This window comes from Enterococcus sp. AZ104 (assembly GCF_050546705.1).
In the GTDB taxonomy this organism is placed as follows: Bacteria; Bacillota; Bacilli; order Lactobacillales; family Enterococcaceae; genus Enterococcus; species Enterococcus faecalis.
In genome coordinates this window covers 1,601,506-1,627,535 of record NZ_CP172952.1, presented here as the reverse complement: position 1 = coordinate 1,627,535, position 26,030 = coordinate 1,601,506, and the positions used below count along the sequence as shown (strand labels likewise).

Genomic DNA, 26,030 nt, shown 5'->3' with positions numbered 1-26,030 from the left:
ATTCCTCCAATTTGTTTCAACACAATCACTTTTTATGAAAGTGCTTTTATATAATGTAGTATACCATAAGAAGTCTAAGAACAATAAAACTTTCTATCTGAGATGTTCGCATTTTAAAGTGGTTTGTGCTATTATGATGAGAGACTGTGATGACAGTCATTTTTTGATTTTTAGAGGGGTGACGAACATGTACGACAATACGGATAATAACGGGACCGTTCGTTGTTCATTTTGTGGGAAAACACAAGAAGAAGTAAAAAAAATTGTTGCTGGTCCGGGTGTCTATATTTGTAATGAATGTATTGATCTATGTAAAGAGATTATTGATGAAGAATTTTATGATGAAGCAGTCCGAGAATTAACGGATGTGCCAAAACCCCAAGAAATTTTAAATGTTTTAAATGAATATGTTATTGGACAAGAACGTGCAAAACGCACACTTTCTGTTGCTGTTTACAATCACTATAAACGTGTAAATCAATCAGAAACAGCTGCAACTCAAGATGACGTTGAATTGCAAAAAAGTAACATTTGTTTAATTGGACCAACAGGTTCAGGTAAAACTTTCTTGGCTCAAACGTTAGCAAAAACATTAAATGTACCTTTTGCAATCGCTGATGCGACCAGTTTAACAGAAGCAGGTTATGTAGGGGAAGATGTTGAAAACATCCTTTTAAAATTACTACAATCTGCTGACTATAATGTTGAACGCGCGGAAAAGGGCATTATCTATATTGATGAGATTGATAAAATTGCCCGTAAGAGTGAAAATGTTTCGATTACTCGAGATGTTTCAGGTGAGGGTGTTCAACAAGCCTTACTAAAAATTCTTGAAGGAACAGTTGCAAGTGTACCACCACAAGGGGGCCGCAAACATCCACATCAAGAATTTATCCAAATTGACACAACGAATGTTCTCTTCATCGTTGGTGGAGCATTTGATGGGATTGAAACCATTGTTAAAAACCGCTTAGGCGAAAAAACTATTGGTTTTGGTAAAACTAATTCTGCTTTAAATGAAGAAGAAAGCATCATGCAACATATTATTCCAGAAGATTTATTGAAATTTGGTTTAATTCCAGAATTTATTGGACGCTTACCTGTAATGGCTGCGCTTGATAAATTAACGAATGATGATTTAGTTCGAATTTTAACAGAACCGAAGAATGCCTTGGTGAAACAATATCAAAAATTATTGTCTCTTGATGACACTAAATTAGAATTTGAACCAGAAGCATTAAAAGCCATCGCAGCCAAAGCCATTGAACGTAATACTGGCGCACGCGGACTTCGCTCAATCATTGAAGAAATTATGATGGACGTAATGTTTGATGTTCCTTCAGATGAAAGTATTGAAAAAGTTATCATTACTAAAATGGCCGCTGAAGGTACCGGTAAACCAACAATTATTTATAACAAAAAAGATAAAGAAGCTGTATAAGATTGAAGCTGAAAACAGCTCTTTCGGCGGATCTCCGAAAGAGCTGTTTTTGTTAAGCTTTTGAATGAAAGACTGAATAGAAGAACGGAGGAAAACAATGAACGTACATAATGCAGAAATCGTGATTAGTGCGGTATCCCCTAAACAATACCCTGAATCTCAATTACCAGAGATTGCTTTAGCTGGACGTTCGAACGTTGGGAAATCATCTTTTATTAATACCTTGATTAATCGTAAAAATTTAGCAAGAACTTCAGGCAAACCTGGTAAAACGCAAACGCTAAACTTTTATTTAATTGAGGATGCCTTACACTTTGTGGATGTTCCTGGCTATGGTTATGCCAAAGTTTCTAAAACAGAACGTGCGAAGTGGGGAAAAATGATTGAAACGTATATCACGCAACGTGAGCAATTACGTGCAGTCGTTTCTTTAATTGATTTACGTCATCCGCCGACCCAAGATGATATCCAAATGTATGAATTTTTGAAATACTATGATTTGCCAGTTATTATTGTGGCAACTAAGGCAGACAAAATTCCGCGAGGCAAATGGAACAAACACGAGAGTGTCATCAAAAAAGCCTTGAATTTTGATAAACAAGATGACTTTATTATTTTCTCTTCTGAAACAAAAGAAGGAAAAGAAGCAGCTTGGACAGCAATTGAAAAGTTTCTATAGAAAAAAACAAGCAAAATTACTCTTTTGCTTGTTTTTTTGCTTCTTCTTTTTTTGCTTCTTGTCGTTGTTTTGCCAGTTCTTCAAGAGGTACTTCTTTCTTTAATGGATCAACGGCGAAAGAATCGAAGAGTTTATCTAAGTCATTGGAACGTTCAAATTTTAATCCCATTTACTAAGCCTCCATTCCTTTTTTTTATAGTGTAGCACGTTTTTTTTCATTTGGATAGCAACAGAAATGTAAGAATTCGTCATAGGTGCACCTGGTGTAATTTCTCGTAACTAAGACTTGCCAAACATGAAAAAACAAGCTATTCTTTAGTAAGAATTAGTTAGAAAGAAGGCACTTTATGAAAAATCCGTTAATCGGCGGTGTTCGTTTTTATCAACGATTTATTTCTCCAGGATTGCCTGCACGTTGTCGCTATTACCCAACGTGTTCACAATATATGATTGATGCAATTCATACACATGGAAGTGTCAAAGGAACAACGATGGGGGTAGCACGGATTTTACGATGTCATCCTTTTGTTAAAGGCGGCATTGACTATGTTCCGTTGAAATTTCGCTTGACGAAAAATCCTGATGAGACCTATCATGGACCGTATACGTATCGAAGAAATAAGAAAACAGAAGTAGAAAAGGATGGATAAATATGGCAATTTTAGCATTTGATCTTGGCGGTTCTTCCGTGAAATACGGCGTTTGGACAGGCAAAGAATTAACAAATCAAGGGAGCTTTCCAACACCTGGCTCTTGGGAAGAAATGAAAGCGCATTTATATTCGGTTTATGCAGACAAAAGAAATGAGTCGATTAGTGGTGTTGCTTTTAGTTCACCTGGAGTAGTTGACGAAAAAAGTCAACAGATTTTAGGGATTTCCGCCATTCCATATATTCATCATTTTAACATTTATGAAGAATTAGAAGCGTTGTTTGGCTTACCAGTGACTATCGAAAATGATGCGAATTGTGCTGGTTTAGCTGAGATATATGAAGGCGCGGCGAAAGGGAAAAAAGAAGTGCTTTTTGTCGTTATTGGGACAGGAATTGGCGGAGCGATTTTTCGCAATGGTGAATTGTACAAAGGCGCTCATTTATATGGAGGCGAGTTTGGACTGAACTTTTTAAGTAATGGCCAAACATTCAGTGAAATTGGCACAGCTGTCAAAATGGCTCAGCGCTATTGTGAACGAATTGGAGTCGAAAAACAGGCGGTGACAGGAGAAGAAGTTTTTGAACTGGCACAACGAGGGGATGAGATTGCTCGCGAAGAAGTCAATAATTTTTATGATTATTTAACACAAGGATTATTCGGCTTACAGTTTTCTTATGATCCTGAAATGATTGTACTCGGAGGTGGTGTTTCTGCTAAAGAAGGCTTATTAGCAGAGATTAATCGCCGGATGCTAACGCATTTACAAACCTTTGAATTAAAAGATTTTGTTCCAGAAATCGTGACCTGTCATTATCAAAATGATGCCAACTTGATTGGCGCAGCCGCCAACTTTCAAGCAAAAACGAATTGGGAACTATAAAGAAACAGCCGATTGTTGTTCTCTTCAATCGGCTGTTTCTTTATTTATTTGCCTTGTCGTCAGTGTTTTCTTCTGCGTCAATCCGCGCTTGAACTTGTTGGCGTAAAGTTTCTAGTTCTTTTTCTTTCTTTTCTAATTCAGCTAAATCTTCAGAAATTTCATGGGCTTCTTCTGCTGGCTTAGGTTGTAAAAAGACGTTTAAACCAATCGCTATAAAGGTCCCAATGAATGTATCCAACACACGTTCCATTGCATATTGAAAGGAATCGCTTTGCGGAATACTTAAAGAAATCATTAAAAGTGTCGCAGTTGCAGAAATGATCCCAGCATTGTTATTAATCCCATCAGAAACAACGATGACGATAATGACTAAAAGTGGTAGTAGCAGTAATTCTACTAAGTGTTGATTAGGAAAATAATCTTGTGCTAATACATAAAGCAAAGCTAAAAAGCCACCCAATGTGTTTCCAATAATGCGCGATTTTCCAAAAGACAAACTGGTATTTAAATCTTGTCTTAGCGAAAAAACAGCTGCTAAACAGGCAATCATAGGTGAGCCACGATGGAAAAATTGAAATAAAAGAATACACAGCATGACAGCAATTGCTGTTTTTAACGTTCGCATGCCTAAACGAAATCGACCCACTATCATAAATATTCGCTCCTAAATAACTTTTCTCTTTAATGATAACCGAAATAGAGGTAAAATTACTAGAGAAAAGTGAAGAATTATTATTTTTTAAGGGGAGTATGCATGAAAATTGGTTTACGAACAGTCAAGACAGCCATTAGCGCTGCATTAGCAATGATTATTGCGGAAAAACTGGGATTACTTTATGCCCCTTCGGCAGGGATTATTTCAGTTTTAAGTGTTACTAGCACGAAAAAAACATCTGTCATGACAGGAATTTATCGTTTGTTATCCTTAGCTTTAGCAACTATTTTAGCGTATATTTGTTTTACTTTTTTAGGTTTTACAGCGATTGCTTTTGGTATTTTTTTGTTATTATTTATTCCAGCAGCTGTGTATTTTCAATTATCTGATGGGATTGTTGTGAGTTCCGTTTTGGTAACTCATTATTTAGTCGAAAAAAATCTTTCTTGGGCGATTATTGGAAATGAGTTTTTATTAATGAGTATTGGTGTGGGACTAGCGTTATTAGCTAATTCTTATATGCCTGATACAGAAAAACGTTTAAGAGAAGACCAAGAAGTCATTGAAACAATGTTTCGTAAAATTTTAAGGGAAATGGCGCTACATTTAAACAACGCTGCAGGAGAGCGAAATTTGGTCATGCATTGTGCAGATTTAAAAACCTTTATTCGCACAGGCGAGACGTGGGCCAAAAATCATGCCGAGAATCAATTGCTGTCTACCAATACGTATTATTTAGAGTACTTTGCGATGAGAAAAATGCAAAGTAATATTCTAAAAAACATGTTGGAATTATTAGAAGATATTACTGTTGATGCGCAACAAGTTCGCTATATTCAACAATTATTGGAATATACGGCAGAAACATTTGCAGAGAATAATGATGGACAAGAAATTATGAATCGAATTAAGACCGTTTATGAAACCTATCGCACAAAACCATTGCCGCAAACAAGAAGTGAATTTGAAAATCGGGCGCGACTCTTTCAGTTTTTACAATTGTTTCAGTCATTCATTCAAGTCAAAGCGGACTTTGCCAAATTACAACTAGATAAATAAACAAAAAAGAAACCTTTTTAAACGGAGGTTTCTTTTTTTGTTCTCTTAAAAATTCAGGCAAGTTCTTTAGTATTCATTGAGAATGTGTTAAACTAATGAGAAAGAAAAATAAAAGGAATGACCGCAATGGATAATGCTCAAGTGAAGAGAAAACATTTCCGTTTTCCAGCGTATGATGATGAACAGGGCGTAAAATTACCAACAGATAATGAACGTAACTTATTTCAAGATGATCTGATTGGTAAAGCAATGTCTGGTAGCAGAAGAACTGCAACATCTGCCGAAGATACTAGACAAAGCACACCATCCGTCCAACAACCAACAACGAATCAATCAACTACAAATAAACAAACACAACAATTAACGGCAGCACAACAAGAGCAATTAGCACGTCATCGTTCTAATTTGCCAGACTACACAAAACATGCTAGTAAAGCAACGAAAAATAAACAAGCAACGAAAAAAAATAATAGCCTTTTTGGGACGCCAAAAGGAAATGGCTGGACACAAACGTATAAAAAAAAAGAAGTCGTAGCGAAACCAAGTAGACCTGCCGCATCACCATTAGTGCAGAAAACGACACCTTCTTATTTTGTTCCTAAATATATCCCGGCTTCTGTGATTCCTGAGGAACAGGAACCTAGTTTTACTGAAGAAGAGTTGCTAAAAGCAATGAAAAAAGATCGGCGTTCATATGTCATTCTTGATGATGAACCAACGGCTTTTCAAGTGAAAGATACGGAAGAAGATCCAACGGTGCGGAAGTTTAATATTCCAACCTCAGAACCTGAGATTCCTTTAACTAGACGACAATATCAACAAATCAAACCAGACTTAGAACGTTTTGGCGAAGATGCGTTGGATTTACGTTCGCGTTCCCGTTTGAATGCCGCAAAGAAAAATGCTAAAAGTCAAACTGCTTATGGGAAAAAATTAGCTAAAGCGAATGCTCAAGTGGAGCCGGAAGCACCTGTGACAGAAGAGAAGAAAAAGGGCATCTTGGATAAATCATTAAGTGGGATGCTAGAAGATTCAAGTTCTGTATTAGAAAACAGTAAATATTTTAGTTAAGAGATGAAACTTACATGTGGATTTGAAACATGTAAGTTTTTTATTCTGTTTTAATAGTTGATTATTTTTTTGTTTTATACGATAATGAATCTCGTATGATTGAATTTTTTTTAAAAAAGGTATGTTTTATATAGTGACAGAGAAGAGGATTATAATGGGAAATCAAGAGAACAAATTATACCATTTTGTCGGAATTAAAGGTTCTGGCATGAGCTCATTAGCGTTGGTCTTACACCAAAAAGGCTACAACGTTCAAGGATCAGACGTAGAAGAGTATTTCTTTACACAACGGGATCTTGAAAAATCAGGTGTCCCTATTTTACCATTTAATGCAGATAATATTGATAAAGACATGATTGTTATTGCTGGAAATGCTTTTCCAGATACCCATGAGGAAATCGCCCGCGCCATCGAATTAGGCGCAGAAGTAATTCGTTACCACGATTTCATTGCTCGTTTTATCGAACCGTATACAAGCATTGCTGTAACAGGGTCACATGGGAAAACAAGTACGACTGGTTTGCTAGCACATGTATTAAGTGGTATCAATCCAACTAGTTATTTAATAGGGGATGGCACTGGCCACGGCGAACCAGATGCTGATTTCTTTGCATTTGAAGCGTGTGAATATCGCCGTCATTTCTTGGCTTATTCACCAGATTATGCGATTATGACGAATATCGATTTTGATCATCCAGATTACTACAAGAGCATTGAGGACGTTTTTTCAGCGTTCCAAACAATGGCTCATCAAGTCAAAAAAGGAATTTTTGCTTATGGTGATGATAAGTATCTTCGCCAGTTAGAATCAGAAGTGCCAGTTTATTATTATGGCGTCAGCGAAGAGGATGATATCCAAGCCCGAAATATTCAACGAACAACGGAAGGCTCATCTTTTGATGTTTATCACAAGGATGATTTTGTAGGTCATTTTGTCTTACCAGCATTTGGTCATCACAATATCATGAATGCGCTAGGTGTGATTGCTGTGGCTTATTTTGAAAAACTTGATATGCAAAAAGTCGCAGAAGAAATGCTAAGTTTTAAAGGTGTAAAACGTCGTTTTAGCGAGAAAAAAGTCAGTGACATGATTATTGTTGATGATTATGCGCACCATCCAGCTGAAATTAAAGCAACGATTGATGGCGCTCGTCAAAAATATCCTGACAAAGAAATTATTGCTGTCTTCCAGCCACATACATTTACACGAACAATTGCCTTAATGGATGAATTTGCTGAAGCACTGGATTTGGCAGATGAAGTATTCTTATGTAATATTTTTGGCTCTGCGCGTGAAACACAAGGCGAGGTACGCATTGAAGATTTAGGTGAAAAAATTCAAAAAGGTGGACAAGTAATTACCGAAGATAATGTGTCACCTTTACTAGATTTTGAAAATGCAGTGGTGGTCTTTATGGGCGCTGGCGACGTTCAGAAATTTGAACAAGCTTACGAAACATTACTAAGTAACACAACTAGAAACGTTTTATAAGAGAACATAAACAAAATCGGGACAGGGGTATCTGGCTTCAAAAAATAAGAAGCTGCTCCTGTTCCGTTGTTTGTTTTTAGAATGCTAGCATGGCAGATAAATTGGTTTTGTTTAAACATCCTTTAAAGACTACTTTTTAACTTGCCTTTTAAGTACATTTTGGTACAATTATCTTATCAATAACGGAGGTGTACTAATTTGAATATCGGAAAACCGAGAAAATTAGGCAAAACCATCGAAGATATCGAAGAGGGAGATTCGTTGTCCTTGACAGAGTCAATTGAAGACAAGGACTTATTACTTTACTTGGGCTTGACCAATGATGCGAATCCTTTATATATCCAACATGATTATGCCCAAAAAACAGAATATGAAAAACCAATCGTACCATCAATTATGCTGATGGGAATTATCACTAGTGCGATTTCAAAACATTTACCAGGACCAGGTTCACATGTTGTGAATTTCTCTGTGAACTTTGTGGAACCCGTTTTTCATTACGAAACATTGACTTTCCAATTAGAAGTAATCAAAGTCGACAAAATGAAAGATGTGATTACCATTTCAGTTGAGGCTGTTAATGAGCAAGAAAATCGCGTGTTAGATGCAGTGGTGATGGTTCAACCACCCCAAGTGACGATTGATGAACTAACAGAGAAAGAAGGGACTTTAACTTATGAATAATCAAGAGTATATCCAAACTGGCACAGGTTTGAATAAATTTTATGCCAAAATTTACGGATTTTTAGCGTTAGGAATTGGTATTAGCGCAATCATGGCTTATGCAATGACAACTGTCTTTTTACCTGTTCTAGCTACTTTATTCAAATCAAGCTTAGCTTTTTGGATGATTTGGCTTGTTGAAATTGGCTTAGTTTTATATCTAGGCGCAAAAGCACAGAAGAATCCAACCATTGCGATTGCAGGATTTGTTGCGTATGCATTATTAAATGGTGTCACTTTATCCGTGACGTTATTAATGTATACTGGTGGAACAGTGGCCGGCGCATTTTTAAGTGCAGCAGCTACCTTTGGCGCGATGTCATTAGTAGGTGTCTTTACGAAGAAAGACCTATCAGCAGTTGGTCATGCCGCTTATAGTGCCTTAATCGGAATTATCATTGCGATGTTGCTAAATATGTTCCTTTTACACAGTAATGCTGTAGAATTCTTTATTTCCATTTTAATGGTCCTAATTTTCTCAGGGATTACTGCTTATGATAACCAACGTATACGCCAAGTCTATGCGCAAACAGGTGATCAAGCAGGTACTGGGATGGCCGTTTTCTTCGCATTACAATTATACCTTGACTTCATCAACTTATTCTTAGCTTTCTTAAGAATTTTTGGTAAAAACAACTAACATGAACGTAAAAGAGCCAATCTGCTCAGCAGATTGGCTCTTTTTTTAACCCATTCCAATAGCGAAATTCAACAGTTTATCGGAGTATGTTGGGTTTTCTAAATCGGTTTTCATTGTTTCGTTCAGTAGACTGAGCTGATCGGTAATGATGCCATCGACGCCATAAAAAATCATTCGTGTCATAACATCTTCATCATTTGCTGTCCAAGCATAAACCTTTTTCCCATCATGATGAGCGGCATTTACAAAGTTACGATTCATTGTACTGTATTCCATAGTAAAAAAGTCAACTGGCATTTTAGGCGGTCCCACAATGTTGAAAGGAATAACGTAGCCTACATAAAAGCGTGGTTCTTCTTTCTTTAAGGCCATCGCCGTATCATAGGTTAAGGTATGAAGGATATGGCCGTTTTCTAAAATATTTTCACGGTATTGTTTGACAAAGCGCTGTACTAAATCAGGGCTATCTTGAGGCGTGGTTTTGATTTCAATTAATAAACGTTGTTTTAATTGATTGGCTTTGGCTAAATAATCATCGAAAGAAACCATTTTAGCAGTTTGACCATTTTCTGTGACATTCATGTTCGTTAATTCTTTAAGTGTTAATTGATTCGGTCGTTTATTAACGCCCGTTAACGCCCGTAAATTAAAATCGTGCATGACAATAAATTGATGGTCTTTGGTTTCTTGAATATCCATTTCAACATAATCAGGTTTTGCTTTATTGGTCTCGATTAAAGAGTCTAAGGTGTTTTGAACGCCATTGCTACCATTGACACCACGATGGGAGATGGTAACCGGTTTTCGGTCAGGTGTATGACTTAGGTAATTCGTATTATAGGTGCCTACACCAATTCCGAAGATGATTGCAATCAAACAAAAAAGAACGACTCTGAAGGTGGTCCATTCTACCCGAACCTCTGATTTCGGGGTGAACCATTCTGGCATGTCAGGCAAAATCCCTTCATCTTCCATATCATCAACAATAATGTAAAAAATAGCAACACTAGACAACACCAAGTTTAAGAGCATCATAACCTGAAGGAGTGTCATAGCGATGACAGCGCTAGGTAAAGACCACTCAGGTTTAAACGTTTCGACTGCGGTTTGACCTAAAAATATCAAGAAATAGCCAGCCGTAAAAATCCCTAAAACAGTTCCACCAATGATAATAAATTGTCCTAAAATCTGGAAAAAGCGCCGCTTTGTAATTTGCCAACTACGTTTTAAAGACTCACGAAAACCAACATCACGTAAAATCAACTCTGGAAGGGCAAAAGCAAGTCGGATCGCTAAATATAAGATAATCAGCTCTAACAATACGAAACCAATAATAATAATGACGCGATTTGCAAAAATAAAATCTAAGATAAAGGCTGGAATCTTAACTCTTGTTAATAAATAAGAGCGGAAGGTTAACCCACTTAATGGTAAAATCAAAAAGAAATATGCTAGGAAAAACAGAAAGGTAATTCCTCGAACTTTTTTTATCTGAAGCAAGGTGCCGTGCAATAATTGCGTTAGAGTAATTGGTTGCTTTTTCTTAATAAAATAAACACTAAGCAATAAAAAGGTAAATTCAAAAAAGAGCGCCAGTAAAATTAACAGCCCAATTAGTAGAAAAGTCAAAAGGACATAGGGATGTTGCGTAGCAATTGCCCCTAAGTTATCGTAGGAAATATAATCAATCCCACCTTCTTTGAGTACCAATTTGGACAAACTTGTCAATAAAGGCAATAGAACGAATAACATAAATCCGTGCATCAAGAGCACATCGCGAAAATACGCCGTTGTCCCTTTAAGAAAATCTAGCGTATTCACAATACTATTTTTAAAATAACTAAACATCAAAAGTCCCCCAGTTTCTACCAAAATTCCATAATAAAAGGACTAAATCAAACTGACACAGGCAGAGTTTTGATTTAGTCCGTTCGCTTTTTTATTTATTTTACATTCCCAGTAAGCTAGTTAAAAATGTACCGCCATAAATTAACGCAAGACTATATAAATAGATAGAAGCAGGTTTTGCTAATAGAATAATCAGAGTAAATTTTTTCACAGACATTTTTGTTAAACCGGCCATTAAACAAAGCGCATCATCCGGTGCAATCGGGAAGAAAATTGCTAAAGCAAACAATCGTTCAAAACGTTTTTCATTGTCTAACCAACCGATATACTTGTTATATGTTTTATCACTGACAAGGCTCATAATGAATGGTTTCCCATAATTACGACCTAATAAGAAAATGATAATAGAGCCAAGTGCAATACCAACGTAATTATAGACGAAGCCCATTGTTGGCCCGAAAATCAAGACCCCTGCAGCACAGCTAACACCACCAGGAATAATCGGAATAACCACTTGAATAATCTGAATTAACATGAAAATAATCGGACCGAGAATGACAGATTGCCCTACTAGTCCTCTTAGTGCATTGATGTCCTTGAAGACACCTAATCGGATAAAATAGATGGTTGCAATTATGGTTGCAACAATGCCCAAAATGGAAATAATATTAACAATTTTTCTAGATAGGGTAACACTCACATTTCTCATCTCCTTTAGTTATACTCATCGTACTTTTAGTATATAACTTTTTATCAATAAAAAACATCGTTTGTTCTTTCTGCAAACGAACAAAGTTGTAAGATACACATCATTTGATAAGTTTATTATACAAAAAAAGAGACAGAAAAGACATCCTACTTAAGACCCATTCTGCACTGATCTTTCGAAAGAGAGTTAAAGAAACGGAAGTGGTGCATCTTTTAGTAATATTATAGAGGGGCAAAGAGTGAAATTAAATTTGCATCCACGTCTTTAATGATTGCGTATCGTTGGCCCCAAGGTGCATTCCAAGGTTCTTTAAAAACAATGTAACCAGCTTGGCTCATTTTTTTCACGGTGTTATCAACTTCTGCGGCCGTTTCACAAAGAAAAGCAAGTTCGATTTTATCGCCTTGCTGGCTAGGCGCAAACCCATAGACACCAGTAATCATTTGTAGTGAATTTAAAGAAATCCTGACGCCATTGTTTTGTAATTCTGTGTAATCAGGCGAAGCTTCTCCCAGCACGTTAAAACCTAGCGTTTGGTAAAAAGAGAGTGCTTGTGTCATATCGTTGACGATAATACCGACCATATCTAACTTCATCCTCATAACCTCCGATCTATGATAAAATAAGTGTAAGGGATTTTTTGGTAAAAACCAAACGATTTATAGCGAAAGTGCTTAAAAAATTAAAATGTAACAGTTTACAACGAAGAATAAGTAGACTATAATTATGTTAACTAGTTTTAGGTGTACCTAAAAGTGGAATGTGTGAACAAGATAGATTGAGGGATGTTGGATGAAAGAAAAGAAAACGGAAAAAATGCTTAATTATGCAAATGGACCTAGTTTAGAAGAGATAAATAATACCGTCGAGGTACCTAAAAACGCAAGCTTTTGGCGAACTTTGTTAGCCTATAGCGGACCTGGCGCTTTAGTGGCTGTTGGTTATATGGATCCAGGAAATTGGATTACGTCAATTGCTGGCGGAGCGGAATATAAGTACACGTTACTTAGTGTGATTTTGCTTTCTAGTTTAGTTGCCATGTTACTACAAAGTATGGCTGCGCGCTTAGGAATCGTGACAGGAATGGATTTAGCCCAAGCGACTAGAGAGCATACAAGTAAACGAACGGGCGTTGCCTTGTGGGTGGTGACGGAGTTAGCCATAATGGCAACAGATATCGCTGAGGTAATTGGTGGTGCCGTTGCTTTGCAATTATTATTTGGTTTTCCATTATTAATTGGTGTGTTGATAACAACGTTTGATGTTTTATTACTTTTGCTACTGACAAAGTTAGGCTTTCGCAAAATCGAAGCAATTGTTTCTTGTTTAATTGCAGTCATCTTTTTTGTTTTTGCTTATGAAGTGGCATTAGCAGATCCAAATGTTGGTGAAGTATTACGAGGTTTTATTCCAGACACAAAAATAGCGACAGATAAATCCATGTTATTTTTAGCCTTGGGGATCGTTGGAGCGACAGTCATGCCCCATAACTTATATTTGCATTCTTCCATTGCGCAAGCACGGAAATTTGATCGTAACGATGATGCTGAGAAAGCCAAAGCAATTCGTTTCACTACTTGGGATTCAAATATTCAATTAACTGTCGCTTTTGTCGTAAATTGTTTGTTGCTAATTTTAGGAGGAGCATTATTTTATGGAACCAACAGTGAATTAGGTAAATTCGTTGATTTATTTGATGCTCTGAAAAATCCAGATATTGTTGGTAATATTGCTAGCCCAGTGTTAAGTATTCTTTTTGCAATTGCTTTACTGGCTTCGGGTCAAAATTCAACGATTACAGGTACGCTGTCAGGACAAATTGTAATGGAAGGCTTTATTCATTTAAAAATGCCGTTGTGGGCAAGACGAGTGTTAACTCGTTTGTTAGCAATTGTGCCAGTCATTATCTGTGTCATTATTTATGGCGGTAGCGAAACGGCTGTTGAAGACTTGTTACTTTATACGCAAGTTTTCCTAAGTATTGCTTTGCCAGTGTCGATTATTCCTTTAACGATGTATACAAGTGATAAAAAATTAATGGGCCAATTTGCGAATCCAGCGTGGGTGAAATTTTTAGCTTGGATTATTGCTATTGCCTTGACGTTATTGAATTTATTTTTAATTTATGGCACATTAACTGGTTTAACGAATTAATAAAAACAAAGGCTGACTGGAAAAGTTGGCCTTTGTTTTTTCATAGAATTTGCGCGTAAGAAATGGTAGAATAGGAAAGATGAAATACAAGGAAGAGAGGCTTTCACGTGACAGATTATTTAAATGTAGGAAAAATTGTGAACACACAAGGAATCAAAGGGGAAGTTCGGGTCATTTCGAAAACGGATTTTCCAGAAGAACGTTATCAAAAAGGGGCAACGTTACTGCTATTTCAAGAGAAAAAAGCACCAATTGAATTGGTCGTGAAGTCCCACCGCAAGCATAAGAATTTTGACATTTTAAGCTTTGAAGGACATCCAAATATCAACGATGTTGAAAAATATCGTGACGGTATTTTAAAAGTTGAAAAAGACAATCTCGCTGAATTGGCAGAGGACGAATTTTATTATCACCAAATCATTGGTGCCACTGTTTATGATGAAACCGGTAGTGAACTGGGAAAAATTAAAGAAATTTTATCTCCTGGTGCGAATGATGTGTGGGTCGTCCAACGACCAAAGAAAAAAGATTTACTTTTACCGTATATTGAAGGCGTTGTTACAAAAGTCGATGTCGAAAATCAACGGATTGATGTGGACATTCCAGAAGGATTGATTGACGATGAGAATTGATGTATTAACTCTTTTTCCTAGAATGTTTGAAGGACCAATGGGGGAATCAATTATTGGGAAAGCTCGGGAAAAGCAGTTATTAGAATTGAATGTCTCTAATTTTCGCGATTTTTCAGATAACAAACACCAAACGGTCGATGATTATCCGTATGGCGGTGGCGCGGGGATGCTTTTAAAAGTACAACCGATCTATGATAACCTAAAGGCAATTGAAGAAGAGACAAACCAGCAACCAAAACGGGTCATCTTATTAGATCCAGCAGGAAAACCGTTTAATCAGAAAATGGCCGAGGAATTTTCACAAGAAGAACATTTAGTTTTTATTTGTGGACATTATGAAGGCTATGATGAGCGAATTCGCACGATGGTCACAGATGAAGTTTCATTGGGGGATTACGTTTTAACAGGGGGCGAATTAGGCGCAATGGTCATGATTGATGCGACAGTCCGTTTATTACCTGATGTCTTAGGTAACAATCTTTCTGCACAAACGGATTCACATTCCACTGGCCTATTAGAGCATCCACAATATACCAGACCTGCTATTTTCAATGATATGGAAGTCCCTGCCGTGCTAACGAATGGTAACCATAAATTAATTGCAGAATGGCAACTAAAAGAATCATTACGACGGACCTTTTTGCGTCGACCTGACATGTTGGAATCAGTAGAAATGACGCCTGAAATGTTGAAGTTATTAGAGGAAATTAAACAAGAAGAGCAAAAATAAGGGAACTTTCAAGAAAATTCTCTTTACAGCTTATTTTGTCTGTGGTAAACTAATTTGGTGAGTGCAATGCGCTCTAACTATTACAATATTCCGCTGTGGCAGAAGTGACCATAAGAATATTTGGGAATAAGGAGAAGGATAAAATGAATCCATTAATTCAAGAATTAACACAAGAACAATTACGTACGGATATTCCTGCGTTCCGCCCTGGTGACACTGTTCGCGTTCATGCGAAAGTAGTCGAAGGTACTCGTGAACGTATCCAGTTATTCGAAGGTGTTGTAATTAAACGCCGTGGTGCTGGAATCAGCGAAACTTACACAGTACGTAAAGTTTCAAATGGTGTTGGTGTGGAACGTACATTCCCATTACACACACCACGTGTTGCTCAAATTGAAGTGGTTCGCTACGGTAAAGTACGTCGTGCAAAACTTTACTACTTACGCGCATTACACGGAAAAGCAGCTCGTATCAAAGAAATCCGTCGTTAATCTTTACTATTCGACAAACGAACACCCTCTTGCTCAGCAAGAGGGTGTTTTTGTGTGTAATTAAGTAGAAAATCAACATTGACTTTTTTTGAAGTCGCATAAGTGTGAAAAGTCCTTGTCTAACAAGGACTTTTTGCTTTTCTCAAGATCAAAATTTTGGACAATGATTCAAAAATTTCCTCAAATTGTCCTAGCTTTTCTCAATTTGATGATTAAGGTGGTCAAAAGAGTGTCAAATAGCAGAGAAAAATTGACGGCAGAAGTCATCCGAAAAATATCAAAATGTTGACCGAATTTTGCAGTTTTGAGCCAAGGCTTGCAAAAAAGAGCGGGCTTTTGAGAAAATACCAAAACAATTACCTTTTACGAAAAAGGGATTGTGTCACACTGTTCCAAATAGTTATTTAGAGGTACATTATGAAAAAGTAGATAGAAGGGGCATTCTGGAAAATATGAACGAGCTTTAATTACTTCTTAAAATTAGTCAATTTATCGAAGAAAATAGCATAAAAACATGTAGTCAATATCAAGAAAAATTAAACGAGTTTCCCAAAGAAGTTCCCAGTGTCTGGTTTATTATTCAAAGATATGGCTCTTGGAATAACTTATTAAGAAAAATTGATAGGAAAGAAAATCAACATTATCAATGGAATCACCATTCAGATGAAGAGCTTATTGACATCGCACGTTCATTTATCGAGAAAGAACAAATACGTTCACAAACTGCTTCATTAAAAGCGAAAGATTTAGTTTTGAAAAAGAATGGTTCCGTTTCACGTTTTTTTTGTTCGAATTCTTGACATAGAATCGAAAAAAATCAATTAAAGAAATTGTACCATGAAAGTAAAAAAGAAAGAATCAAAAAAAGCGAAAATGGAACTTGCGTTAGAAGAAGTCTTGTGTGGCTTTCCGAGAAAAACAGCTATTGATTCAATTATAAAGAATAAGATGATTCAAGAAGATACAAGTGAATGCAAAAAAAAGGAAAGTTCCCAGATTATTAACGATATAGGGAGAAATATAGTGTATTTAAGGAATTTGAGTGACGGTAAATAGTTGATGAATATATACTTTTTTAGTAGAAGAAAACTACTAATAGGAGGTATAATATTGAAAAAGAGAATATGTATTACTACTGGGGTTGCAATGTTATTAGGATTATCACCGATATTAACAACAGGGGCTACAGTATACGCAAATGAAGAGAGTAACTATGTACAAGTAAATTCTACAACAAAAGAGTTAGAGCAACGGATGGAGGCGCTAGCCAATCAATACAAAGGAGTTTCTCTATTTGAAACCGAATTCAATAAAGAAAATATGACTCCTGTTCAATTAGAATTATATAACAAAGTTTTAGATCTACAATATGATATTGCTTTACAAAATGGAAGTACAAATGGGATGTCTAGAGAGCAATATAAACAATATCTATCAAACGCTATGCAAGGTTTTATAATACAACCTAGAAATGCTGGACATGGTTTGATTTCTGTTGACGTCTTAGGAACAGTTTTAGATACTGCGCTTAATGTTGTATTAATTATCGGAGGTTTTGGGTCAGTGTCTGCAATGGTTAAAGCATTGGGTCAAGAAGGTGCAAAGAAATTTGTAAAGAAAGAAATGATTCCAGTAATTATTAAAGAAAGCGAGAAGCTAGGAATAAAAGGCGCGAAAAACTATTTACAAGATAAAGCAGTTGGATTAATTATTAGTGCGATTCTAAGTCCTGGAAAGCAGGCTGCAAAATTATTAGATTCTATTGACAAAATACCCAATAATGGCTACATTGAATTAACTTAATAGAGTTTACGAAAGGATTGAAAAAGATGTACCTTGTAATAGGGTTAATCCTAATAATCTTTATAGTCTCAGTTTTTATCGCTACTATAGGGATTTTGAATGAAAAAATAAAGAATAAATTCTACTTATTTGTTAAATTTTCGTTTAATATTTCTATTGCTTGTATTTTTTTAGGTGGTATATCTTTTCTTTATGCTTACTTTGTTTTTGACGAGTTTAAAAATTTTAAAATTATCTTGATATCCATATTTTTATTTGCAATCTCTTACAAAGGTTATATGGATAAAAAAAATATTTTCCATGAAGATGTATGATACTAGACTTAATTAGTAAGAAGGAGACATATTGATGGTTCAACTAATTTCTATTATTCTTGCGTTTTTGATTATATACACTTTATTTAAAACAAGAGAAACAAGTAGTTCTTCAAGAAAATTAAGAATGTTAGTGTACACTTTTTTTGGGATAATTTTTCTATTAGGTTTAGTAAGTGTCGTACTAGGAACCTATGGGCTGCTGAATTCTTATAACATTAGTGGAAATTGGCGTATAAATATGTCCTCTATTTTAGTTGTGTTGGCTGGATTTTTACTAGTTGTACTTTCTTATGTTGGTATTTCAAAATTTAAAATGAATTGTTAGGTGAATTAAATGAAGAAAGTTATCTCTACCATTTTACTAGTAATCCTTTTTGTGGGATCAGGTTATGTGGTAAACGCTGCTCCTGAAATGAAGAATTTGGCTAATTTCGAAACGAATGATCAACATTATGATTTACAAGGAATAGAGCATTCTTTTGCTAAAGTGTTGAACTTTAAAACAAATAGAAAAGATATTACAGCAAAAACGATACTAAAATTTGTATATCCAAAAAAGACAGACAAAGAATTTAATAATGCTTCTGTGTCTATTAAAGATTGCATTCGCTATGCCACTTCTATTGGGGTAAATATGGAATGGCTTGATGCAACGAAGAATGAACTTAATTTCAACCAAGTGAAGAGTGAGCTTGATAAAGATCATCCAGTATTACTATGTTATAAACCAAACAAAACCGATTGGATGGAACCTTATTTATTAGCTGTAGCGCATGGATACGTATACGTTGCTCCAGATGGTGAAAATATTAAAGAACCATTTATGAGTACAAGTATCTGGATGTCGAACTATATCTATCCTTCTAGCCTGACTACGTTGACGAATAAAAATAAGTTAACTGTTACGGATTTTTCAGTGAATAATACACCGCAAAAAGATTATACCTTTATAGGTATGATTATTCTTAAGTAAGAGAGGTTGAAAGGACCGTGAAAAAATACATTTTAGGGATAGGCTTGTTTTTAACAAGCCTTTTGTTTGGAATTAATGCTTCAGCAATGGATGGTGATAATACTCCACTGTTCATTCAAACAAAAGAAGTACCTTCAGAATTGAGGATGTATGCACAGCAAGATTGGCAATTTTATTTTGAGAACTTGTCTGTAGTGGAAAATACAGAACCTTTAAGTACAGATGATTTTTATTTGGGGCAGCCATTTACTTTAACTAATGAAACAGATACTCAAACAGCCTATTTTCCTATTATCGATAAAGAATCTGGGCTTATTCATGATTTATTAGAAGTTTCTTTAATGAACAATACGCCATCGCTAACGATTTCTAGTCAGTTTGTTGAGCTGTTAAATAGACTAACACCTACAGCAGAAGGTACCAGCTTTTCTTTGAACCTTGATAGCGAGAGCCACCAACTTCTGTCTGCAGAAGAACCAACTCGTGAACAAGCAGTTGATATTAAGCAATCGGTAGACAACTTTAATAGAAAGAAACGTTCTGTACCTGATGATACGGTTCCAGAGTATAATCGAAATATTATCCCTAATTGGATGATTACAGAAACGCAAGGATTAGAACCATGGTGTGCATTTTATACGTTATCTACAATGATTAATTCGATTGAAGGGAAAGCCATAACCAATGCAAAAACGCTCATCAAAAAAGCTTTTCGTACTGCCTCAGAAGCAGAATTAGTAGATGGGAAGTATATTACAAGTAAACCTTTTGCACATACCGTTCAAACTATGCAAAAGGAATATGGTTATACTTTGGATATAAAAAATAGTCGATTGACACTAGCGGAAGTTCAAACACAAATTGATAAAAAGGCTCCAGTGTATGTTCATTTAGACAACGTTACTCAGAATTATAATCCTGCAAAATCACATGGAGTTACTGTCATCGGTTATATTATAGCCAAAAATAATACGTTAGATTCTTATTACTACTTTTGGAATCCTTGGTGGCAAAAAGTGATGTTAACTAATCAAAAAGATATGAGTAACTGGAAATTAAATGATAATGTTTATTCATGGAAGTATTCTGGTATTAATTTTAGAAAAGAACCAATAAATTATGCAATGAAAGGTAAAATTGCTACTTTATTATCAAGAGCTACTTACTATCAAACTGGAGAAAAAATTCCTACTGATTTAAGAAATAAAGAGTACATTATCAAGGATGTAAAAAGCATTTCACAATCGAGTTCTAAGGTAGCTTATTATTTAGAAGGGATAAATAAGTGGGTATTAGAGCAGGATGTAAAAGAGTTTCCTACGCCACTGCTTAATAAAAAAGTAACTTTATTATCAAAAGCTAGTCAATATCAAACTGGAGAAGCAATTCCAACTAATGTAAGAAATAAACAATATACCGCTCTAAAAGTGAAACCTTTTAGACGCTCTAATTCAAAATTAGCCTATTTTCTTTCAGGAATTAACAAATGGGTATTAGAACAAGACATTCGGTAGTCATGCATGTCAGAAGTAATTCTCAATTTCAAAAGAGTGTGTTTTTAGATAATAAAAATCAGTAAGAAAAATTTTAGTAATGGTTCTCCCCTAAGTAACTGTCTCTATTATATATTTAATTCAGTTTAATGTTTAAAAGGAACTGGCGAAGAACAAAAGAAAACACAATTCTAAGAAGTTTGCGTTCTTTTAAGATGGGATAAACGTTAAATAGGGATTTTGATAGCAAACTATCTTTAATATCGCTATAATTGTAACCAACAAAAAAAGAAAGTAGGGACTTAAACATGGAAATTACTTTTTCTAAAAAATCAAAGTTCTTCTGTTTGGCAATGACGTTACTTATGGCATTGAGTATATTTGCTAGTGCTGGTGCAAGTGTTTATGCTGCTACGAATGAAAATTTAGAGAGACAGCCATTGAATACTGTTGAACAAGAAAAATTCTCTAGAGAATTTGAAAACGATTGAAATTCCATTTTTGATAATGCAGTAACCTATGATGATTTAGGTAACGTCGAATCTTTAAATTTCAATGTTTTATATGCTAAATATGGTCATGCGGCTGAGTTAACTAAACTTGAAAATCAAGTAAAAGAAGATATTCAACAAACGCGATTTAAACGTGCAGATGCCAAGCAATGTGCTATCACAGCCATCCAAGATACTTTAGGAGTTTCTGCTATACAAGGTCTACTTAGTGGTGGTATTGTAGGTCTTCTACAAAGAAAAGCAGCCGCAGAAGTAGCTAAGTTGGTAGCAAAGTATGCTTTTAAATGTCTTTTGCCTGCGGCAGCAGCAGCGTCACTAATTTGGAGTTTTGGAAGGTGTATGTGGTTTTAATGAAAAATAAAGATGTGGTTTTAGTGTTATATTCGTTCTTTGTAATATTACTAAGCTCTTGTATTTGGTTTTTAATTAAAGGAGAAGCCTTTCAAAAAGTACTATTAAATTCTTTTGCGATTTCTGTTGTAGGAACCATTATTTTTGTAATAGGACTTTATGTTAGTAAAATAAAAAAATAAATCACAATTAAGGTTCTGGTTGTTATTAATCTATCTCATGAAGCATTAGATGAATTAGTTCTAGAAGTACCTGTTGTACTAGTTAAAAATACTGTTAAATCAAATTTTTTGTTTAAAAGAATCATTAAGTTGGTGCCTAACTATAAAATCAGATCAATTGACTAAAATCCAATAACATTGGGGGATACTCTGTAAATCGTGTGTCGCAGTACGTTAGTCTTGTAATAAATATTAATTAGGAGGGGTTTCTATGAAAAATATTTTACTTTCTATTCTAGGGGTATTATCTATCGTTGTTTCTTTGGCGTTTTCTTCTTATTCTGTCAACGCAGCTTCTAATGAGTGGTCGTGGCCACTGGGCAAACCATATGCGGGAAGATATGAAGAAGGACAACAATTCGGGAACACTGCATTTAACCGAGGAGGTACTTATTTCCATGATGGGTTTGACTTTGGTTCTGCTATTTATGGAAATGGCAGTGTGTATGCTGTGCATGATGGTAAAATTTTATATGCTGGTTGGGATCCTGTAGGTGGAGGCTCATTAGGTGCATTTATTGTACTACAAGCGGGAAACACAAATGTGATTTATCAAGAATTTAGCCGAAATGTTGGAGATATTAAAGTTAGCACTGGACAAACTGTTAAAAAAGGACAGCTGATAGGAAAGTTTACTTCTAGTCATTTACATTTAGGAATGACAAAAAAAGAATGGCGTTCTGCTCATTCTTCTTGGAATAAAGATGATGGCACTTGGTTTAACCCAATTCCTATACTTCAAGGAGGATCTACGCCTACGCCTCCAAATTCAGGACCAAAAAATTTCACAACAAATGTTCGTTACGGATTGCGGGTCCTCGGAGGTTCATGGTTACCAGAAGTAACCAACTTTAACAATACCAATGATGGTTTCGCAGGTTACCCTAATCGTCAACATGATATGCTTTATATAAAGGTAGATAAAGGGCAAATGAAATATCGTGTTCACACGGCTCAAAGCGGATGGTTGCCTTGGGTAAGTAAAGGGGATAAGAGCGATACAGTAAATGGAGCGGCAGGTATGCCTGGACAAGCAATTGATGGTGTTCAGCTAAACTATATAACTCCTAAGGGAGAAAAATTATCACAGGCTTACTATCGTTCACAAACTACGAAACGATCAGGCTGGTTAAAAGTAAGTGCAGATAATGGTTCTATTCCTGGACTAGACAGTTATGCAGGAATCTTTGGAGAACCGTTGGATCGCTTGCAAATAGGTATTTCACAGTCAAATCCATTTTAAATTTAGAAAATGACAGTAGGATTATGCATTTAATAAATTTTAAAGAGGTGAACGAGTATAAATAGAAATACAGTTACTATACTAAAAAAATCGTTTATTCTACCTTTACTTGGCTTATTCTTTATAGTTGGTACCAATGCTTTTGCTTCTGAAGATTACAACTTACTTGGAGTGAAAAATTATGATCAGTATGCCTTAGGAGCGCCTAGTGGGTGTGAGGGGGCTTCACTATTACAAGGCTTACAGTATAAAGGAAAAATTCCTGATTGGGACTTAATCAAATTTTTAAAAACAATTCCTATCTCTCCTAATGGAAATCCTTATGATGGATTTGTAGGTAGTCCTTTTGTTGAAAACTCATGGACTTACTCTGCTATCTATCCTGTGCCTTTAGTAAAATGGGGAAAAGTATATGGAGATGTACAAGATATGTCAGGTCATTCTTTAGATGAATTACTAGAGGAAGTGAAAAATAATAATCCAATTGTTGCTTGGGTGACGATAAAATTTCAACCGGCACGATGGGGAATATGGGATTTTGGTAAAGCGGTAAATAATAATCATGCAGTGACATTAGATGGCTACGATTTAAAAAATGGAACGGTTCACGTATCTGATCCGATTTCCGGTAAATATTGGATCAATAAAAATACCTTTGAAAGTATATATAATGAGAGGAATTTTGCAGTTGTAATTCGTTAAGTCCTATTTTTCAGTACTATATGGGAATAAATGAAAGCACCTTTAAAATTAAAGTCATACGAGAGTGTACAGAAAAGTTTTCCTTTCTGTACACTCTGTTGTTGTATTTTCTTATATGAGTATATTTAGTGTTTATAAAACATAACAAAAAAACAAAGGAGGAAAGTAAAACAAAAAAATCTCTCCAGTTTTTAATATAGTGAAATTAGTTTAATGGTTAAAACAATTGAAGGCAAGTTATTAATACTTATAGGCTCTGCTTTAAACTATTATATTAGATGTCATTAAAACAATTAAGAGATTTAAAAAGACAAAAACAAAAGAACAAACAGCAAAAATATTTTTTTATTTTTAGGTATTATTTCTAAATTTATATAAAGCTTAGTCTCTATAAACAGTTACCTTAGATTAGTTTTTTAGTTCAATGCATTTTTATATTCATTTGTAGATAAAAGTTAGATTTCTATATAAATGTACTTTGTAAAATATATTTTCAAGCAAGAGAAATTGAGGAGGAACCAAAATGGATTATGTAATACTTATTGGCAGTATTATTGCAGCGATTGGCTTGATTCTTTTAATGATGACAACAAGATTTGTTTGGGGGTGGAATTGGGGTTATCCTTACCGTACCACGAATAAACCTTTAGCAATTATTGGCTGGCTATTAATAATTATCGGAGTAGTGATAGTTCTTGTTAAAGCTAAATTGAATGGACAATTAGTATAAGTATGAAAAAGAACAAAAAAGGCTAAACTTATACAATACTTCGGTTACAAATATTATAATAGTACGTACAAAATCGTCACCACCTATGTACTAACTCCTGCAGAAGTTGTAACAAAAAGATGCACTTGGAAATGAGGTAGAGGGTAGTTATTCGTATAAGTATTCTGCCGACTTTGTAAAGTAAAATGGAGAACATCAGAAAATAAATTGGGAAGTTTCAGGTAAAGTTCCACAACCATTTGAAGCTAAGTCTTACATAAAAGCAGAGATAAGTAATAAAAGAGTGAATTATACTGTTTAAGTTTCTCAAACTAACGTGCCAAATAAAGTAGATACTAAACAAGTAAAATATACTAAGAATAGAGGACAAATTCATCCGTCGATGAACTTGCCCTCTATTCTTAGTGACTTTAAAAGTGTTATTCCCAATCCATTTCACCGGTTACAACTTTAGCACTCATTTCAAGGTTTCCTTCTGGTAATTTTGGATAATAGTTTTTCATTTTAGTGATAATTTCACTGCTTACTTTGCTCTCTTTCTCAGCTGTAATAAATTTTTCAATATACTCTTTCGTAAATTTAATATTTTGGGGCATAAATTGGTTTCCAGCTTCAAAATGGCCAGGAATAACTGTTCTTAGTGATAAGGATTCTAATTCACTTAAATCATTTATCCATTGTAATTGACTGTCAATAGATTTAGTGTCAGCCATAAATAAGTGGCTACCAGTAGAAACTAAAATACCGCCTACCAATAGTTGATCGTTTTTATTATAAAGTGTTTGTTTTTTTATATCATTACCAAAGATTTCAAACTCTACGTCTTCTAAATTAATTGATTCCTTTATTTCATTTGGAATAATAATTTTGTCTGGTGCGTTCTCCTTTAATGTATCTGCCCATACGGATAATTTTGATTTATAAGTGTCTTTAATCCGTGAAATCGTAGAAGCTGTGGCTACTACATTTGCTTTAGGAAAAGATTTTTTTATTTGATTTGTTCCAAAGTAATAATCAGGATCACTATATGAAATATAAATTGTTTCAATATCAATATTGTTTGACTTTACAAGTTGGACAATTTTATCTGCGTCCTTTTTTGAAAATTGCGTATCTGCTAAAAGTCCCTTACCGTTTTTTTCGATAATTGTTGCAGTAGAGCCAAACACGGGATCAGGATTCATTATTAAATAAGTAGCATCGATACCTTGTATTTTTTTGTACATTATATTTTCCTCCTCATTAGAAGTCTTAGTGCTTATGCTACTGTTATTATCTTTTCTCATATTATAATTTGAGCAAGAAGATAATAACAAAGAAGTAAGTCCAATAGAGAATAAAAGCAATCCTATTTTTTTCATAAAAAACCTCTTTCTTTTTCCTGATATTAATGTAACTGATTAAGTTACATTTGAATTATATTTAATTTTACTGTTTTGGTCAAGCAAAAAAGGTATGAAATAAAAATTGTTATTAGTGAAGTACACACATCAGCATATATTGAATTTTTTGTTGTACAAATTTATTTAGTTAACAATTATCAAGAAAGCAAATGCTTACAGATTGAATCCATTAGCATTTGGTAAATATAAGTAAGTACTCAAGTTGGGAAGGTGATTTATTTATATATAAGAATATGTAAATAAAGATATTGACAAATTAAAAAAAGGTTGATAAGATATCGTTGTTAAAACGTAATCATTACGATTTGTATTTTTTATCTGTAATGCACAATTGCGTGTTACGGTTTATTAGTGTATCAATAGTATGTTTTAAATATTCAAATCTGATTACAAATTAGGAAAGTATTTTAGAAACGTTTATAAT

Annotated in this window: 28 protein-coding genes; 22 read left to right on the top strand and 6 right to left on the bottom strand. The window is 34.9% G+C overall.

The window, feature by feature from the left end; translation table 11 throughout:
• The first annotated feature begins 187 nt into the window (after positions 1–187).
• On the top strand, positions 188–1,441 hold the full coding sequence (clpX, locus tag IGJ37_RS07885) for an ATP-dependent Clp protease ATP-binding subunit ClpX (protein WP_002357154.1): 1,254 nt from the start codon (positions 188–190) through the stop codon (positions 1,439–1,441).
• 97 nt (positions 1,442–1,538) lie between these two features.
• On the top strand, positions 1,539–2,120 hold the full coding sequence (yihA, locus tag IGJ37_RS07880; RefSeq protein ID WP_002357155.1) for a ribosome biogenesis GTP-binding protein YihA/YsxC: 582 nt from the start codon (positions 1,539–1,541) through the stop codon (positions 2,118–2,120).
• Positions 2,121–2,136: 16 nt separating this feature from the next.
• On the opposite strand, the gene IGJ37_RS07875 is transcribed toward yihA, so the two are convergent.
• Positions 2,137–2,289 carry an SPJ_0845 family protein gene (locus IGJ37_RS07875; protein ID WP_002362024.1) on the bottom strand — a complete coding sequence of 51 codons (153 nt, stop codon included), beginning with the start codon at positions 2,287–2,289 and terminating at the stop codon, positions 2,137–2,139.
• A gap of 178 nt (positions 2,290–2,467) precedes the next feature.
• Between IGJ37_RS07875 and yidD the strand changes: the two genes are divergently transcribed.
• Positions 2,468–2,770, top strand: a complete 303-nt coding sequence (gene yidD, locus IGJ37_RS07870) for a membrane protein insertion efficiency factor YidD (RefSeq protein ID WP_002357157.1) — start codon at positions 2,468–2,470, stop codon at positions 2,768–2,770.
• Positions 2,771–2,772: 2 nt separating this feature from the next.
• Positions 2,773–3,654, top strand: coding sequence for an ROK family protein (locus IGJ37_RS07865; protein WP_002360061.1), 882 nt, complete (start codon positions 2,773–2,775; stop codon positions 3,652–3,654).
• Between the two features lie 40 nt (positions 3,655–3,694).
• On the opposite strand, the gene IGJ37_RS07860 is transcribed toward IGJ37_RS07865, so the two are convergent.
• A complete protein-coding gene (locus IGJ37_RS07860) occupies positions 3,695–4,306 on the bottom strand; it encodes an FUSC family protein (protein ID WP_142956471.1) in 612 nt (203 codons plus the stop codon).
• Positions 4,307–4,408: 102 nt separating this feature from the next.
• Between IGJ37_RS07860 and IGJ37_RS07855 the strand changes: the two genes are divergently transcribed.
• The 5 genes from IGJ37_RS07855 to IGJ37_RS07835 all read left to right on the top strand — a co-directional run bounded on the left by IGJ37_RS07855 (position 4,409) and on the right by IGJ37_RS07835 (position 9,294).
• The gene (locus tag IGJ37_RS07855) at positions 4,409–5,368 is read left to right on the top strand and encodes an aromatic acid exporter family protein (RefSeq protein WP_002360063.1); all 960 of its coding nucleotides are present in this window, start codon (positions 4,409–4,411) and stop codon (positions 5,366–5,368) included.
• 117 nt (positions 5,369–5,485) lie between these two features.
• Entirely contained in the window at positions 5,486–6,439 is a 954-nt protein-coding gene (locus IGJ37_RS07850; protein ID WP_002371977.1) for a hypothetical protein, read from the top strand.
• A 154-nt stretch (positions 6,440–6,593) separates the two neighbouring features.
• Entirely contained in the window at positions 6,594–7,931 is a 1,338-nt protein-coding gene (gene murC / locus IGJ37_RS07845) for a UDP-N-acetylmuramate--L-alanine ligase (protein WP_002357163.1), read from the top strand.
• Between the two features lie 198 nt (positions 7,932–8,129).
• Positions 8,130–8,615 (top strand): MaoC/PaaZ C-terminal domain-containing protein, encoded by a 486-nt coding sequence (locus IGJ37_RS07840; RefSeq protein ID WP_002357164.1) that lies wholly within the window; start codon positions 8,130–8,132, stop codon positions 8,613–8,615.
• Positions 8,608–9,294, top strand: coding sequence for a Bax inhibitor-1/YccA family protein (locus tag IGJ37_RS07835; protein ID WP_002360066.1), 687 nt, complete (start codon positions 8,608–8,610; stop codon positions 9,292–9,294). Before IGJ37_RS07840 ends, IGJ37_RS07835 begins: the two co-directional genes overlap by 8 nt.
• 45 nt (positions 9,295–9,339) lie before the next feature.
• Here the strand turns inward: IGJ37_RS07835 and IGJ37_RS07830 are convergent, their stop codons facing one another.
• The 3 genes from IGJ37_RS07830 to IGJ37_RS07820 form a co-directional block, all read right to left on the bottom strand.
• Positions 9,340–11,142: a glycerophosphoryl diester phosphodiesterase membrane domain-containing protein gene (locus tag IGJ37_RS07830; protein ID WP_033917903.1), complete on the bottom strand. Its 1,803-nt coding sequence runs from the start codon at positions 11,140–11,142 to the stop codon at positions 9,340–9,342.
• A gap of 100 nt (positions 11,143–11,242) precedes the next feature.
• A complete protein-coding gene (locus tag IGJ37_RS07825) occupies positions 11,243–11,851 on the bottom strand; it encodes a TVP38/TMEM64 family protein (protein WP_002383106.1) in 609 nt (202 codons plus the stop codon).
• Between the two features lie 221 nt (positions 11,852–12,072).
• Complete coding sequence (locus IGJ37_RS07820) at positions 12,073–12,447, bottom strand: VOC family protein (protein ID WP_002381774.1); 375 nt, start codon at positions 12,445–12,447, stop codon at positions 12,073–12,075.
• A gap of 196 nt (positions 12,448–12,643) precedes the next feature.
• Between IGJ37_RS07820 and IGJ37_RS07815 the strand changes: the two genes are divergently transcribed.
• From IGJ37_RS07815 to IGJ37_RS07755, 13 genes are all read left to right on the top strand, one after another.
• Positions 12,644–14,005 carry an Nramp family divalent metal transporter gene (locus IGJ37_RS07815; protein WP_002360069.1) on the top strand — a complete coding sequence of 454 codons (1,362 nt, stop codon included), beginning with the start codon at positions 12,644–12,646 and terminating at the stop codon, positions 14,003–14,005.
• Positions 14,006–14,112: 107 nt separating this feature from the next.
• Entirely contained in the window at positions 14,113–14,637 is a 525-nt protein-coding gene (rimM, locus tag IGJ37_RS07810; protein WP_002362017.1) for a ribosome maturation factor RimM, read from the top strand.
• A complete protein-coding gene (trmD, locus tag IGJ37_RS07805) occupies positions 14,627–15,367 on the top strand; it encodes a tRNA (guanosine(37)-N1)-methyltransferase TrmD (RefSeq protein ID WP_002381776.1) in 741 nt (246 codons plus the stop codon). Before rimM ends, trmD begins: the two co-directional genes overlap by 11 nt.
• A 143-nt stretch (positions 15,368–15,510) precedes the next feature.
• Entirely contained in the window at positions 15,511–15,858 is a 348-nt protein-coding gene (gene rplS, locus IGJ37_RS07800) for a 50S ribosomal protein L19 (protein ID WP_002357176.1), read from the top strand.
• A gap of 837 nt (positions 15,859–16,695) precedes the next feature.
• Entirely contained in the window at positions 16,696–16,914 is a 219-nt protein-coding gene (locus tag IGJ37_RS07795) for a hypothetical protein (protein ID WP_002371972.1), read from the top strand.
• 54 nt (positions 16,915–16,968) lie between these two features.
• Complete coding sequence (locus IGJ37_RS07790) at positions 16,969–17,661, top strand: hypothetical protein (protein ID WP_002391270.1); 693 nt, start codon at positions 16,969–16,971, stop codon at positions 17,659–17,661.
• A 651-nt stretch (positions 17,662–18,312) separates the two neighbouring features.
• Positions 18,313–18,951 carry a C47 family peptidase gene (locus IGJ37_RS07785; RefSeq protein ID WP_325814856.1) on the top strand — a complete coding sequence of 213 codons (639 nt, stop codon included), beginning with the start codon at positions 18,313–18,315 and terminating at the stop codon, positions 18,949–18,951.
• A 17-nt stretch (positions 18,952–18,968) separates the two neighbouring features.
• Entirely contained in the window at positions 18,969–20,465 is a 1,497-nt protein-coding gene (locus IGJ37_RS07780) for a C47 family peptidase (RefSeq protein WP_325814855.1), read from the top strand.
• A gap of 287 nt (positions 20,466–20,752) precedes the next feature.
• Positions 20,753–20,935: a hypothetical protein gene (locus IGJ37_RS07775; protein WP_002371963.1), complete on the top strand. Its 183-nt coding sequence runs from the start codon at positions 20,753–20,755 to the stop codon at positions 20,933–20,935.
• Positions 20,936–21,306: 371 nt separating this feature from the next.
• Positions 21,307–21,489, top strand: coding sequence for a hypothetical protein (locus IGJ37_RS07770; RefSeq protein ID WP_002394548.1), 183 nt, complete (start codon positions 21,307–21,309; stop codon positions 21,487–21,489).
• A 250-nt stretch (positions 21,490–21,739) separates the two neighbouring features.
• Positions 21,740–22,771, top strand: coding sequence for a M23 family metallopeptidase (locus tag IGJ37_RS07765; protein WP_141435479.1), 1,032 nt, complete (start codon positions 21,740–21,742; stop codon positions 22,769–22,771).
• 171 nt (positions 22,772–22,942) lie between these two features.
• A complete protein-coding gene (locus tag IGJ37_RS07760; RefSeq protein ID WP_002371960.1) occupies positions 22,943–23,473 on the top strand; it encodes a C39 family peptidase in 531 nt (176 codons plus the stop codon).
• 523 nt (positions 23,474–23,996) lie between these two features.
• A complete protein-coding gene (locus IGJ37_RS07755; protein WP_002371958.1) occupies positions 23,997–24,203 on the top strand; it encodes a hypothetical protein in 207 nt (68 codons plus the stop codon).
• Positions 24,204–24,622: 419 nt separating this feature from the next.
• Here IGJ37_RS07755 and IGJ37_RS07750 read toward each other — a convergent pair whose 3' ends face one another.
• Positions 24,623–25,564 (bottom strand): MBL fold hydrolase, encoded by a 942-nt coding sequence (locus tag IGJ37_RS07750; RefSeq protein WP_260605108.1) that lies wholly within the window; start codon positions 25,562–25,564, stop codon positions 24,623–24,625.
• Positions 25,565–26,030 lie beyond the last annotated feature (466 nt).